Genomic DNA, 14,472 nt, shown 5'->3' with positions numbered 1-14,472 from the left:
CATGTCCATGAGCCTGCTGTACCCCGCCGTCCTCCATGTCGCGCTGCTGGCCGGCGGCGCCGATCCTGCCCTGTTGCAGGAACCCGCCGCGGCGCAGGACGCGCCAGTGGAAAGCTACGAGGCGCGCCTGGAGCGCGCCCGCGCGCTGGCCACGGCTGGCGACGCCGCCCAGCGCGAACAGGCGCTGGCGATCTACGCGCAGATGCTGCAGGCCTCGCCCGGCAACAGCGACGTGCTGCTGGCGCGTGGCCGCACCCTGGCCTGGGCCGGCCGCCATGCCGAAGCCGAGGCCGACCTGCTGGCGGTGACCGGCGCCAAGCCCGGCTATGCGGACGCCTGGTCGGCACTGGGCGATATGTACCTGTGGAGCGCGCGTCCGCAGCAGGCAGCGGAGGCCTACGGGCACTGGGTGGAGCTGGCGCCGACCAGCGCGCCCGAGCCGCTGATCGCCCGCGGTCGCGCCTATCGCGCCGCCGGCCGGATGGCGGAGGCGCGCGGCGATTTCGACGCCGCAGGTGCGCGCGGCGCGGATCCTGCGCAGGTTGCCAGCCTCAATGACAGCACCATGCCGCTGCTGGCGGTGCCCGATGCGCTGCTGGCCGACGGCTACACCTGGTCGCTGCGCGCCGGCGTCGACCGCACCGAATTCAACGGCGGGCGCGAAGGCTGGAACGACGCCAACCTGACCCTGCGGCGCAAGTTCGCCCGCGGCTCGCTGGGGCTGGAAGTCCTGCATGCCGACCATTTCGGCCGCCGCGACAGCGCCTGGGCGCTTGACAGTTATGTGTCGCTGTGGGCCCGCGCCTACGCCAATGTGCGCTACCAGCATGGCCCGTCCAGCGGTATCCTGCCGCGCCATTCGTGGCGGACCGAGCTGTTCCAGGGCGTGGGCAGCGGCTGGGAGCTGTCCGCCAGCATCGACCACCTGCGCTTCAGCTCCGACACCGAGTTCTACGGCGTCGGCGTGGGTCGCTACGTCGGCAACTGGTACCTGCGCTACAAACTGCAGCACGTGCCCGGGGTGAGCTCGGGCAGTTGGAGCCACCGGGTGGTGGCGCGCAATTACTACCGCGGCAATGCCGACGACTATTTCGAAGTGAGCGGCAGCAGCGGTCGCAGCAGCGACCTCGACCGCAGCGGCGCGCTGGTGCGCAACAACAACGCCTCGCTGGGCTTTTCGTGGACGCACTACTTCCGCCCGGACTGGGGATTCAAGGTCGGTGTTGGTGCCTCGGATGACGCCGACGGCTTCGACGAGCGCCAGCTGTCGCTGTCGCTGTACCGGCGCTGGTAATGGCCCGAACCACGTCTGCGGCCACCCCCTCGGCGAAGGGGCTGGCGGCATCGCGCCTGTGGGGCTGGCTGCCTGCCCTGCTGGTGGCCCAGCTTGGGTTGGCGCTGTGGGCGGCACTGCGGGCCCAGCCTGACGTTGGCGGCAGCTCCACGCTGGTGGCGCTGGCGGTGGGCAACCAGCTGCTGTTCCTGCTGCGCGCACTGCCGCTGCTGTTGCTGCTGGGCTGGCCGCTCGCCAGCCTGCCCGGCCGGCGCGCGGCGCTGCTGGCGGTCGGTGCGCTGTGGGCGCTGTTCCTGCTGCTGCAGGCCGGACTGGAGCAGTACTACCTGGCGGCGCGGGTGCCGCTGGGCGCCGATCTGTTCGGCTACGGCCTGGCCGAGATCCGCACCACGGTGGGCGGCACGGGTGCCGGGATCGGCATGTTCGGCTGGGCGGGGCTGCTGCTGCCGTTGCTGCTGCTCTGGGCGGCGCTGGTCTGGCGCAGCCGGCAGCCGGCGCGGACACCGGCGGGCCTGTTCGCCGGCGTGCTGTTCGCCGGCCTCGCCGCGTGGCTGCTGCCGCTGGCACCGGGCACGCGCGGTCTGGACAGCGAAGACGCGCGCGCGGCGGCCACCAGCAAGGGCGCCTATTTCGTCGCCGACAGCCTGCGTTGGTGGCGTGCCACTTCGGCGGTGCCTGCCACGGCGGTCGCGGCATCGATCGCTGCGGCGGCGTCGGCAGTCGAGCCGGTAACCGATCCGGCCTGGCCTTTCCTGCATCCGGAGACCACGCCCGACGCGCTGGGCCCGTACTTCGGCCCGACCCGCGACGGCCGGCCGCCGAACCTGGTGGTCATCGTGGTCGAAGGCCTCGGGCGTTCGTTCTCCGGGCCGGACGCGCCGCTCGGCAGTTTCACCCCGTTCCTCGACGAGCTGGCGGGCCGCAGCCTGTACTTCGACAATTTCCTGGCCAACCAGGGCCGCACCTTCGGCGTGCTGCCGTCGCTGTTCGGTTCCCTGCCGCTGGCCGAGCAGGGCTTCGCCGCGCTGGGGCCGAACATGCCTGCCCACGCCGGCCTGTTCAACGTGCTGCACCGCCAGGGCTATCGCAGCGCGTTCTACAACGGGACCGACAGCGACTTCGACAACGAGCGCGGCTACCTGCAGCTGCAGGGCGTGGACGACATCGTCGACCTGCGCAATTTCGGCCCCGGCTACCAGCGCAACCCGTTCAGCGACTGGGGCTATCCGGACCGCGAGCTGGTGTCGCGGGTACTGGCCGACAGCGCGCAGCTGCGCCCGCCGTTCGTGCTGGGCGTGCAGACCATCAGCATGCACACCAGCTACAGCTTCCCGGGGCAGGCTGCCTACAAGGCGCGCATCGAGCCGCGCCTGCAGGCGCTGGGCGTGCCGGAGGCGCGGCGCGCGCCGTATCGCGCGCAGGCCGACATCTACAGCGCCATCCTGTACACCGACGACCAGCTGCGGCGCTACTTCGCGTCCGTGAGCAAGGCGCCGTGGTATGCGGACACGATCTTCGTCGTCACCGGCGACCACCGGCTGGCGGAGATCCCGCAGGACACCCACATCGAGCGCTACCACGTACCGCTGCTGATCCATTCGCCGCTGCTGCGCAGGCCGGCGCGGGTGCGCGCGGTGTCCTCGCACCTGGACGTCACGCCTTCGCTGCTGGCGCTGCTGTCGCACACCTACGGCCTGCAGCGGCCGGCGCAGGCCACCTGGACCGGCCGCGGGTTGGACATGGGCGGCGAGTTCCGCAGCCGGCAGGAGATCGCGCTCAAACAGACCAAGACCAGCGCGCCGGATTTCGTGAGCGGGCGCTGGTTCCTGCACGACGGCCGGCTGTTCGAACTGCAGGACGGCATTCGTGCCTCCGAGGTCGACGATGCCGGCTTGCGCGCGCAGGTGACCGCGCGGTTGCAGGCATACCAGACCGCCAACGCCACGTTCGTGGGCAAGCTCGCGCTTTCCCCGGAAGGCGCCATGCCTGCGCTGGTGGCATACCGCGAGGCGCCGGCCGCAGTCGTGCAGCCGGTGGCGGCGGTGGTGGCGCTGCCGGCGGGGTTGGGCCTGGATGCGGTGCGGCTGGAGAACGACGGCAACGGCGTGCGGGTGGCGGCGACCTTCGTCAATGGCGACGCCCACGATTCGCGCGTGTTCGCGCCGCTGGCGGTGCTGGCCGCGGAAGACGGGCGCGAGCTTGGCGAGGGCTACGGCAGCGCGATCCGCCTGCAGCCGCACGAGCGCCGCGAAGTGATGCTGGCGGTGCCTGCAAAGTTGGGGGCCGGGCACTATTACGTTTCGGTGCTGCCATCCGATCCGGACACCGGCAAACCGCTGGGACGCGGCCGCTACCGGCTGCCGCTGGACATTGCGGGGAATGCGCCATGAATGTCTTCCGGCTGGCCATGCAGCTGGCGCTGTGCACGCTGCTGGCGTTGGCCACCGATGCGTGCGCGCAGGCGCCGCGCACGGCCCCGGCGCCACGCGCGGTGTGGACCTGGGAAGGATCGTCGTACGCGATGCTGGAATCGCCGTCAGCAGCGGACGAGGCGCTGGCGTTCCTGCAGCGCAAGCGGGTCAACGTCGTCTACCTGTATGCCGATGCGTTCGAGCGGCGCAACCTGATCGAACAGCAGCCGCAGCTGTACCGGGCCTTCATCCGCCGCGCGCATGTCCGCGGCATCCGCGTGTATGCGCTGCTGGGCTCGTGGTATCTGCACACCGAGCGTTACGTGCTGCCGCGCCACCAGCGCAAGGCGGTGGCGATGCTGCAGCGGGTGCTGGACTACAACGCCGCGGTGGCGCCGGCCGAGCGCTTCGATGGCGTCAACTACGACATCGAGCCGCACCTGCTGGACGAATGGGAAGACGCCACCCGCCCGCGGCTGCTGCATGGCTTCCTCGACATGACCGCGGCGATGATCGAGGCCAGGCGCAAGTCCGGCCAGACGCTGGAAATAGGCCCGGCGATGCCGTTCTGGTGGGATGGCATTGCGCTGGAATGGCGCGGTGTGCGCAAGCCGGTCAGCGAGCACGTGGCCGACCTCACCGATTACGTGGCGCTGATGGACTACCGCAACCGCGCCGAAGGGCGCGACTCCATCCTCTCCCACGCGCAGGCTGAGATGGACTACGCCGACCGCACCGGCAAGCGCGTGGTCATCGGCCTGGAGTTCAACCCCGCCGAGCCGGCCAAGCTGAGCTTCCACGGCATGGGCGAGCCCGCGTTCGAGCGCGAGGCCGGCAAGGTCGAAGCCGCGTACCGCAAGCGGCCGGCGTTCGACGGCTTCGTGTTCCACCACTACCTGGGCTACCGCCGGTTCGTGGGCGAGCTTCCGCCCGCAGCGGACTGAACCCGCAAGAAGAACGCCCCGGCGGTGCCGGGGCGTTGCGTGTGCAGCAGATGGTTGCGATTACAGCGGCTTGCCGCCGAACTTGTAGGTGAGCTGCAGGTAGAAACTGCGGCCCTGGGTGTCGAACCAGGAGATGTCGTAGTACGGATAGCTGGTGTAGGTCGGGTCCACCGGTGGCTTCTTGTCGAACAGGTTGTTGGCGGTCAGCGAGATCTGCATGCGCTCGCTGAACTTGTATTGCAGGTTGGCGTTGTAGCGGTAGGTCGCTTCGACCCACGGACCCGGGTCGCCGTCCTCCCACACTTCGTCGTAGGACCAGCCGTTCGGCAGGCGGCCCAAGCGACGACCCTGCAGCGACGCCGACCATGCCTCGCGCTCCCACGACAGGCGTGCACTGGCCTTGTTGCGTGGGATGTCGTAGCCGCTGTTGACTGCGAACTTGTCCACCACCGCCTGGTCCGGGTAGTCCTGCACGTCGTGGTGGCGCACCCAAGTGTAGTTGCCGCTGAGAGTGAACTTGCCGACGCGAGTGTCGAAGCGCAGGTTGGCGCTGGCATCGACGCCACTGGTGCTCTCGTTGGCGATGTTGATCGGGTTGACGTGGACGCCGTAGATGCTGCCGTTCTGGCTGCGGGTAATGCGCGCCAGCATGTCCTGGCAGGTGGCAGAGTTGATGGCAGCGCCGTTCACCCCGAGCCGGCAGTCGCGCTCCTGTCGCATCACCTCGTTGGCGCTCATGTCGCGCACTTGGTCCTTCATCACGATGTCGAAATAGTCCACCGACAGATCGAACATGTGCGAAGGCGACCACACGAAGCCCGCGGTCCAGGCTGTGCTGGTTTCCGGATTCAGATCGTGGTTGCCGACGCGGCTGCGGATGATGCCTTCGCCGCCGTAGCTGCAATCATCGTAGCTTTCGTCCGGTTCCTCGGTGTCGCACAGATAGTAATCGGTGACCGAGGTTTCATCGTTGCCGGGACCGGTGAACACGTAATGCAGGTCGGGCACGCGGAACGCGGTGCCGTAGGATCCGCGCACCAGCAGGCTCTCCAGCGGCCGCCACTCCATGCCTGCGCTCCAGGTGGGCTTGCCCACGGTGCGGCCGGCGAAACGGTACTGGTCGTAGCGCCCCGCCACGCTCAGGTTCAAGGCGTCCAGCACCGGCATGCGCAGCTCGCTGGCCAGCGCCCAGCGGTTGCGACTGCCATGGCCATCGGAGTCTTTCCAACTGTAGTAGTAGTACTGGGTGGCCAGCGGATCTGGCTTAAGGTCGTAGCTTTGGTGGCCGACCTCGGCGGTGGCGGCGAAGCCTGCCGCTCCGCCCGGCAACTGGAACAGGTCGGCTTGGGTGACGGAGAACGACAGGGTCTGGTTGGCCGACTGCGGGTGGTAGGTGGTGTAGGCGAAAATGCTGTCGTACTCGGCGCGGGTCAGCGGCGTGTACATGCGTTCGTGCGGGGCGTTGAAGATCGGATATGCGGCGCCGCGGAAGATGTACTCGCCCGGCAATTGCGGGCCCAGGAACAGCGCGTTGGCCTTGGATGCCACGATCTGCGGCCAGCTGGTCCGGGCCGTGTACTGCGAATGGCTGAAGGCCGCTTCGTAGTCCCAGTCGTTGCCGAACACGCCCTTGAAGCCGGTGGTGACGGCAAAGGTATTCTGCACGGTGTTGACGGTGCCGTTGCCCAGGCCGCCCATTTCTTCGATGCTGAACTGGCGCTGCCAGTATTCGATCTGATCCGTGGCCTGGTTGTAGAAATAACCCTCTTCATTGCCGTCCGGCATCATCAGCGACCAGCTGCGTGGAGCCCGGAACAGCGAGACCTCGTGGCGACCGGCCTGGATATCGGCGAACCATTCGCTGCCGTTGTCGAAAGTGTAGTTCAGCGAGGCGTAGGTGTTCACGCCCTGGCGCCTGCTGACCATGGTGCGATAGGCGACCGCGCGGTCGCTGCCGCAGTAGTTGCCGTAGTTGCGCCGGTAGGCGTACTGCATCGTGCCTTCGTTGAGGTCTGACAGGCCGTCACAGGTGGCCTTGCCCGGATCGATGTAGTCGTCCCACCAGTCGGTGATCAGGAAGTTGCGCGACGGATAGCCATAGCGGGCGGGATTGGGCGCATCGAAGCTGGAATCCTGCTGCGCGCGCTGGAAGCCCCACAGCGGCTTCTGGTCACGGTATTCCAGGCCCGCCACCGCGTTGAACGCGCCGCGCGAAAAACCGCTGGAGATATTCAGCACATGCGATTCACCACCGCCGTGTTCGTTCCAGCCGTAGCGATAGTCGATGGTGGTGCCGTCGGCCTGCTTCTTGAGCATGAAGTTGACCACGCCGGAGATCGCGTCCGAGCCGTAGATCGCCGAGGCACTACCGGTTAGGACTTCGATGCGATCGATCATGCCCAGCGGGATGCTGGAGATGTCGGTGAAGTTGCTGCGTCCGCCGAACGGCAGCGGGAAGTCGGCGATGCGGCGACCATTGACCAGTACCAGTGTGTGGTTGGGCCCAAGCCCACGCAGGTCCACCTGCTGCGCGCCGGGGGAGAAATCGGCGCCGCCGGCGGACTGCTGGCTCTGCGTCTCGCCGCCGTTCTGGGTCAGCGACTGCATCACCTCCGGCACGCTGGTGAAGCCGCTGGCGCGGATGTCCTGGGCGGTGATCATGGTGACCGGCGCCGGGCCCTCCACCTGTGTGCGCGGGATGCGCGAGCCGGTCACCTGCACGGCCTGCATATTGGTCACTGGTGCGTCGGCCGCGGCCTGTGCGGGCCGCGCCTGCGGCGCCGGGCGGGCGGGCGCCGCAGGCTTGGCCGCGGCGGCGTCCGGCACGATCAGCATCGCGCCGGAGGCATCGCGCTGGGCGCGGAAGCCGCTGCCCTTGAGCAGCGCGTCGAGCGACTGCGGCGACGCCGCCTGCCCGCGCAGGCCGGCGCTGCGCGCGCCCTTGAGCTGGTCGGCGCGGTACACCAGCTGGGTGCCGGTCTGGCGGGCGTACGCATCCAGCGCGCTGGCGAGGTCGCCGGCGGGGATGTCGAGGCGGGCGGTTTGCGCCTGCGCCGCCAGGGCGGCGGAGCAGGCCAGCGACAGCAGCAGGACGCGGAGCGGGCGAGACGGTTTCATGGTGTGGTTTTCCCCCCGGGGCGCCCGGACTGGACGCCGTTACAAATGCATGACGAACGACCGCAGGAAATCCCCCCGGGCCTTTCGGCACTCCTCGCGGCGACTTCCGGCATGCATCGGCCTGCGATCACGATGGCAGGCGCGCACGGCAGGCAATTGGGTCCCGGTCGCGCCTCGCGATACGGGCCGGTCGTGGGGCTGCGTCAGCAACCGCGTTGCCGGCGCGACTTCGCTCAGCGCGAGTGCAGCACGATGCGTTCCGCGTCGGCTTCCGCGCGCACCGGGAAGCCGGCTTCGAGCAGGCGCACGAAGCCTTCAGTGTTGTCCCAGCGGAAGCTGCCGCCGATCCGCAGGGCGCCGGCCTGCGCGTCGGCCAGCACCAGCTTGCGCGCGTTGTAGCGGTTGAACTCCGCCACCACTTCGCTCAGCGGCGCATCGCGGAAGGCCAGCAGGCCGTCGCGCCAATCCAGCAGCCGCTGCGCATCGGCCAGCGGCAGGCTGCGCACCAGCAGGCCGTTGCCGCGCACCAGCGCCACGCTGCCGGCCGGCAGCACCACCGAGGGCGTGGCGCCGGCGGCGGTCGGCGGTGCGTCCAGCCGCACCGTGCCCTCGGTCACCACCACCCGCAGCGCGGCCACGTCGCGGCGCACCGAGAAGCGCGTGCCCACCGCCACCGCGCGATAGCCGTCAGCGGCCACCGCGAACGGCCGGCGCGGGTCTTTGGCCACTTCGAAGATCGCCTCGCCCGAGGTCAGGGCCACGTCGCGCGCGCGCGCCGAGAGCCGCACCTCGATGCCGGTGGCGCTGGCCAGCGTGGCACGCGAGCCGTCGGCCAGCGGCAGGGTGCGCACCTCGCCCATGGCGGTGCGGTAGGCGGCGGTATCGACGCGGGCCTGGCTGCGCCAGCCCCAGGCCAGCGCCAGCGCGCAGCCGGCCAGGGTGGCCGCCATCGCGAAGCGGGCCAGGCGCCGCTGCCGCGCCGGCCGCGCCGCCGCGGGGCGCTGCGCCATTGCCTGCAGCATCTGTTCGCGGCGGCCCGCGGGCGTGGCTTGCCAGTGGCCGCGCGCGGGCGCGGCGCTGTCCTGCCAGCCGGCGCCCAGCGCCTGCAGCCGCCCGCTTTCCTGCCAGGCCGCCTGCAGCCGCAGGAACGCCACCCGGTGGCCGATGTCTGCCTCCAGCCAGCACTGCAGCGCGGCCTCGTCGTCCGCGTTCCAGCGGTCGCCGTCGCGGCGCGCCAGCCAGCCCGCCGCCGCCTGCTCGATCGCCATGCTGTAGCCGCGCATCGTTCAGTCCGCCTGCCGCCGCGCCGCGGCGTTCGCCGCCCCGGGCTCCGCGCGCGACTGCAGCTCGCCGGTATACAGCGCGTCGGCGAGCAGGCGCATGCCCTTGGCGATGTGCTTTTCCACGGTTTTCTCGCTGATGCCCAAGCGCGATGCCACGTCCTTTTGCGACAACTCCTCCACCCGCCGCAGCCACACCACCTCCCGGCAGCGGTCGGGCAGCCGGTCGAAGGCGTCGGCCAGCCGGCGCAGGGCCTGCCGGCCGCCGCACCAGCGTTCCGGCGAGACCTCATCCACCAAGACGAGCGAGGGCTCGAAATCACCCATCGGCTCGATCGACACCACCTTGCCGCGGCGCAGCCGGTCGGTCATCAGGTGGCGCGCGCTGGCGAACAGGAACGCCCGCGGCTGGGTGGGGCGCGACTTCGCGCCTGCCTCGTAGATGCGCGCGTAGAGCTCCTGGCGCAGGTCGGGCAGCTCGTCGCGGTGCGGCCAGTGCCGCTGCAGGAAGCGCATCAGCGCCTCCTCGTGGACGAGGACTTCGTGGACGAACCAGCGGTCGAGCTCGGTCTGCATCCGCCTACCATAGCGAAAGCCGCTGCCCGCGAGCGGGGGAAAACCGGTGTACGTTCGTCTAATGACGTATCTGCGAATGAAGGGGAAGTGGATGATGAAGCGACGTGCCGGCTGGTCGATGATGCTTGCCGCGGTGCTGGCCGTGGCCCCAATCCTGCCGGCGCTGGCCGCCGACTTCGGCCACTACGTGCTGGGGGACCTGCAGGCGAGGACGCCGGGCAAGGTGCAGCCGGGCCTGCTGCTCATGGGCGGCGGCGACCGCAATTTCGACGCCATGCACTGGTTCATGAAGAAGGCCGGCAACGGCCACATCGTGGTCCTGCGCGCGTCGCAGGGCGGCGAGATCGGCGAGGAATTCTTCAACGAGGTCGGCGGGATCAAGTCGGTCGAAACCTTCGTGTTCAAGGACCGCGAGGCCGCCACCGACCCGAAGATCCTGGCCGCGCTCAAGCGCGCCGACGGCATCTTCCTGGCGGGCGGCGACCAGTCCCGCTACGTCCGCTACTGGCGCGGCACCCCGGTGGGCGCTGCGCTGGATGCGCACGTGAAGGCGGGCAAGCCGCTGGGCGGCACCAGCGCCGGCCTGGCCATGCTCGGCGAATACCTGTACGGGGCGATGGACGGCGGCAGCCAGACCAGCCCGCGCGCGCTGGCCGACCCGCTGGGCGACGGCAACACCATCGAGACGGACTTCCTGCACATCGCGCAGCTCAAGGGCATCGTCACCGACACCCACTTCAGCGAACGCGCCCGGCTGGGCCGCCTGGTTGCCTTCCTCGCCAAGGCCGAGCAGATGGCCGGCAAACCGCTGCTGGGGCTGGGCGTGGACGAGGACGCGGCCGTGGCGGTGGAAGGCGACGGCAGCGCGCGCATCTACGCCACCGCGCCCGGCGCGGGTGCCGTCGTGGTGCGCGGCGGCTTCGCCCGTAAGCAGGCGGAAGATGCGGCGATGAACCTCGATCGCGTCGACACCGTGGTGGCCGGCGCGGATTCGCTGCTGCGCCTGCCCGAGGGCCGGGTGGAGCGGCCGCTGGCGCAGCGCAGTTACGCGGTGCGCGACGGCGTGCTGGTGGCGCTGGACACGCCGACGCTGGTCATCCATGGCGGCGCCGGGGTGGAGCCGGGCGACCTGACCGCCGACGAGGAAGCCGTGGTCAAGCGCGCGCTGGAAGCGGCGCTGCGCGCCGGCCACGCCAAGCTGCAGGCGGGCGCCTCGTCGCTGGACGCGGTCACCGCCGCGATCACCGTGCTGGAGGATGCGCCGCAGTTCAACGCCGGCCGCGGCGCGGTATTCACCCACGACGGCCGCAACGAACTGGACACCTCGATCATGGACGGCGCCAGCGGCAAGGCCGGCGCCGCGGCCGGCCTGCACCGGGTGCGCAACCCGATCACGCTGGCGCGCGCGATCATGGACAAGTCCAACCACGTGATGATGGTCGGCGACGGCGCCGAGATGTTCGCGAAGGAACAGGGCATCGCGCTGGTCGATCCGTCCTATTTCCGCACCGAGAAGCGCTGGAAGGCGCTGCAGAAGGCGTTGCAGGAAGAACAGGCCGCGCGCGCCGCGGATACGCCGCTGGTGCTGCCGGGCAAGGCCTACTTCGGCACCGTCGGCGCGCTGGCGCTGGATGCGCGCGGCAACCTCGCCGCGGGCACCTCCACTGGCGGCATGACCAACAAGCGCTACGGGCGCGTGGGCGATTCGCCGATCATCGGCGCCGGCACCTGGGCCGACGCGCGCTGCGCGGTCTCCGGCACCGGCTGGGGCGAGTTCTACATCCGTTCCGCCGCCGCCCACGAGATCTGCGCGCGGGTGCGCCTGGATGGCCAGCCGCTGGCCCGCGCGGCCGACGGCGTGATCAACCGCGACATCCCCAAGGCCGGCGGCGACGGAGGCGCGATCGCGCTGGGCGCCGATGGCAGCGTCGCCTTCCCGTTCAACACCGGCGGCATGTATCGCGGCTGGATCGGCGCCGACGGCGTGCCGCACGTGGCGATCTACAAGACCGACGCACTGCCCACGCCGCGCACGCACTGAGCCGGAAGGAACTAAGGGGCCGGGATCACTTCCGAAAGGGGGTCAGGTTCACTTCCGCGTGCGGACGTGAACCTGCCCCCCTTTCAACCTTTCGCCTTTCGCCGCTATCGCTCCGAATGCCCGCTCTCGTCGTAGCCGCGCGGCGTGAGCACCTCCGGTTGGATCAGCTCGACGAAGGCGCGGGCCTGCGCTGACAGGAACTTGCCCTTGCGCATCACGATGCCGTAGCTGCGCGACGGGAACCAGCGCGCCAGCGAGCGTGCCGCCAGCCGCTGGCGGTCGGCCTCGGTCAGGCAGATCGCGGTGACAATGCTGATGCCCAGGCCCATCGCCACGTACTGCTTGATGACCTCCCAGCCGCCCACTTCCAGTGCAACCGTGTACGGCACCCGGTTCTGCTGGAACACCAGGTCGACCAGCCGGTAGGTGGTCAGGCGCTTGGGCGGCAGGATCAGCCCGTAAGGCGACAGGTCCTCCAGTGACAACTCGCGCTTGCTTGCCAGCGGGTGGTCGGGCGGGGTGATCAGCATCGGCTCGAAGCGGTACACCGGCGCGTAGGTCAGGTCGGCCGGCACGTCCAGCATCGAGCCCACGGCCAGGTCCACGGCATCGCTGCGCAGCAGGTCCAGGCCGCTGGCGCCGGTGACGTTGTGCAGGCTCAGGCGCACGTCCGGGTGGCGCTGGCGGAACGCATCGACGATGCCCGGCAGCAGGTACAGGATGGTGGAGCTGCCGGCGGCCACGTTCAGCTCGCCGGCGTCCAGTCCGCGCACCTGCTCGCGGAAGCCGGCGGCCAGGTTGTCCAGCCCCTCCACCAGCGGGCGCGCCATCTCGTAGAGCAGATCGCCCTCGCGGGTGGGCACCAGCCGGCGGCCGACCCGCTCCAGCAGCCGCACCCCCAGTTCGCGTTCCAGCGCCTGCAGCTGCAGGGTCACCGCCGGCTGGCTGAGGTACAGCGCCTCGGCGGCGCGCGAGATCGAGCCCAGCCGCGCCACCTGGCAGAACGCCCGCAGTGGCTTCAGGCGCGAGCCCTTGTAGGCGAATCGCAGGGCGCTGGCGGGGCTCTTCGCCATATTCTGATTGCAGTATTTGAAAAATTAATACTAAACATTGACAAATCTGCTTTGTCAAATACAACACGCAGGCGGATGGTTGGCTTCCCACACGTGTCACGGAGCCGCCGATGTCCGCAGTGCTGCAAGACCGCCCCGGCGAGGGCGTGGAGACCACCCAGCGGGTGCCCGGGCAGGACGCCCTGCTGTCGGCTGCCGCGCTGGGCTTCTTGGCTGACCTCCACCGCCGCTTCGAGGGCGAGCGCCAGGCCCGGCTGGCAGCCCGTCGCGCCCGCCAGCAGGCCTTTGACGCCGGCGCGCTGCCGGATTTCCGTGCCGACACCGCGCAGATCCGCCGCGGCGACTGGACCGTGGCGCCGACCCCGGCCGCGCTGCTGGATCGCCGCGTCGAGATCACCGGCCCGGTCGACCCGAAGATGGTCATCAACGCGCTGAACTCCGGCGCCAATTGCTACATGGCCGATTTCGAGGACAGCACCGCCCCGACCTGGTCCAACCTGCTCACCGGCCAGCAGGCGCTGCGCGCGGCGATCAGCGGGGCGCTGGTGCACGAGGCCAACGGCAAGCGCTACGAGCTGCGCCCGCAGGCCGAGCAGGCGGTGCTGATCGTGCGCCCGCGCGGCTGGCACCTGGACGAGAAGCACGTGCTGGTGGACGGCCAGCGGATGTCGGCGTCGCTGTTCGATGCAGGCCTGTTCGCCTTTCACAACGCCCACGTGCTGGCCGGGCGCGACCGCGGCCCCTATCTGTACCTGCCCAAGCTGCAGTCGATGGAAGAAGCCGCGCTGTGGGAGCAGGCGCTGGCGGCCATCGAGGACGGGCTGGGGCTGGCCCACGGCCAGATCAAGGTGACGGTGCTGATCGAGACCCTGCCGGCGGCGTTCGAGATGGACGAGATCCTGTTCGCGCTGAAGGGCCGCATCGTCGGCCTGAACTGCGGGCGCTGGGACTACATCTTCAGCTACATCAAGACCCTGCGTCGGCACCGCGACCGGGTGCTGCCGGAGCGCAGCCAGGTGACCATGGTGCAGCCGTTCCTGCGCAGCTATGCCGAGCTGCTGGTGCAGACCTGCCATCGCCGCGGCGCGCACGCGATGGGCGGAATGGCCGCGCAGATCCCGATCAGTGGCGATGCCGACGCCAATGCCGCCGCGCTCGAGCGCGTGCGCGCCGACAAGCTGCGCGAAGTGAGCGCCGGCCACGACGGCACCTGGGTGGCGCACCCGACGCTGATCCCGATCGCCCGCGAGGTGTTCGACGCGCGCATGCCGGGCCCCCACCAGCGCCACGTCGCCCGCGACGACGTGCACGTCGAGGCCGAGGACCTGCTGCGCCCGTCGCTGGGCACCATCACCCGCGCCGGTTTCGAGAACAACGTCGAAGTGTGCGTGCGCTATCTCGCCGCCTGGCTGGAGGGCAACGGCTGCGTGCCGATCCACCACCTGATGGAGGACGCCGCCACCGCCGAGATCGCCCGCGCCCAGCTGTGGCAGTGGCTGCACTTTGCCGATGCCGGCGGCCAGCCGCTGTCGCTGGATGACGGCACGCCGGTGGATTTCGTGCTGCTGGAACGCGCCCTGATCGGCCTGCCCAGCCGGCTGGGCGATCCCCGCCGCATCCCCGGCGCCGCGCGGGTGTCCGAGGCGATCGGCCTGCTCGACCGCCTGACCCATGCCGACGAACTGGCCGAGTTCCTCACGCTTCCCGCTTACGAACGCATCGATTGATCCACCTGC

9 protein-coding genes and 1 pseudogene are annotated in these 14,472 nt (G+C 70.0%); 6 read left to right on the top strand and 4 right to left on the bottom strand.

The window, feature by feature from the left end:
* The first annotated feature begins 7 nt into the window (after positions 1–7).
* The 3 genes from G582_RS0108640 to G582_RS0108630 are packed head-to-tail and all read left to right on the top strand — an operon-like array spanning position 8 to position 4,649.
* A complete protein-coding gene (locus G582_RS0108640; protein ID WP_028839493.1) occupies positions 8–1,294 on the top strand; it encodes a YaiO family outer membrane beta-barrel protein in 1,287 nt (428 codons plus the stop codon).
* On the top strand, positions 1,294–3,684 hold the full coding sequence (locus tag G582_RS0108635) for an LTA synthase family protein (RefSeq protein WP_028839492.1): 2,391 nt from the start codon (positions 1,294–1,296) through the stop codon (positions 3,682–3,684). Before G582_RS0108640 ends, G582_RS0108635 begins: the two co-directional genes overlap by 1 nt.
* Positions 3,681–4,649: a hypothetical protein gene (locus G582_RS0108630; RefSeq protein ID WP_156880377.1), complete on the top strand. Its 969-nt coding sequence runs from the start codon at positions 3,681–3,683 to the stop codon at positions 4,647–4,649. The genes G582_RS0108635 and G582_RS0108630 overlap by 4 nt, the downstream gene beginning before the upstream one ends.
* A gap of 60 nt (positions 4,650–4,709) precedes the next feature.
* Here G582_RS0108630 and G582_RS0108625 read toward each other — a convergent pair whose 3' ends face one another.
* From G582_RS0108625 to G582_RS0108615, 3 genes are all read right to left on the bottom strand, one after another.
* Complete coding sequence (locus tag G582_RS0108625; RefSeq protein ID WP_028839490.1) at positions 4,710–7,766, bottom strand: TonB-dependent receptor; 3,057 nt, start codon at positions 7,764–7,766, stop codon at positions 4,710–4,712.
* Positions 7,767–7,999: 233 nt separating this feature from the next.
* Positions 8,000–9,049, bottom strand: coding sequence for a FecR family protein (locus tag G582_RS0108620; RefSeq protein ID WP_028839489.1), 1,050 nt, complete (start codon positions 9,047–9,049; stop codon positions 8,000–8,002).
* Positions 9,050–9,052: 3 nt separating this feature from the next.
* Positions 9,053–9,622 (bottom strand): RNA polymerase sigma factor, encoded by a 570-nt coding sequence (locus G582_RS0108615; RefSeq protein WP_028839488.1) that lies wholly within the window; start codon positions 9,620–9,622, stop codon positions 9,053–9,055.
* Positions 9,623–9,683: 61 nt separating this feature from the next.
* On the opposite strand from G582_RS0108615, the pseudogene G582_RS18675 reads away from it, so the two are divergent.
* Together G582_RS18675 and G582_RS18670 are read left to right on the top strand one after the other, a co-directional pair.
* A pseudogene (locus G582_RS18675) lies at positions 9,684–10,241 on the top strand (cyanophycinase); the annotation flags it as partial.
* A gap of 411 nt (positions 10,242–10,652) precedes the next feature.
* Positions 10,653–11,663, top strand: a complete 1,011-nt coding sequence (locus tag G582_RS18670; protein ID WP_425476545.1) for an isoaspartyl peptidase/L-asparaginase family protein — start codon at positions 10,653–10,655, stop codon at positions 11,661–11,663.
* Between the two features lie 104 nt (positions 11,664–11,767).
* Here G582_RS18670 and G582_RS0108605 read toward each other — a convergent pair whose 3' ends face one another.
* Positions 11,768–12,736, bottom strand: coding sequence for a LysR family transcriptional regulator (locus G582_RS0108605; protein WP_028839486.1), 969 nt, complete (start codon positions 12,734–12,736; stop codon positions 11,768–11,770).
* 110 nt (positions 12,737–12,846) lie between these two features.
* On the opposite strand from G582_RS0108605, the gene aceB reads away from it, so the two are divergent.
* Positions 12,847–14,463 (top strand): malate synthase A, encoded by a 1,617-nt coding sequence (aceB, locus tag G582_RS0108600; RefSeq protein ID WP_028839485.1) that lies wholly within the window; start codon positions 12,847–12,849, stop codon positions 14,461–14,463.
* Positions 14,464–14,472: the final 9 nt, after the last annotated feature.

The organism is Thermomonas fusca DSM 15424, from assembly GCF_000423885.1.
Lineage (GTDB): Bacteria > Pseudomonadota > Gammaproteobacteria > Xanthomonadales > Xanthomonadaceae > Thermomonas > Thermomonas fusca.
The sequence above is the reverse complement of the archived record's forward strand: the minus strand, read 5'-3'. Positions and strand labels throughout refer to the sequence as shown.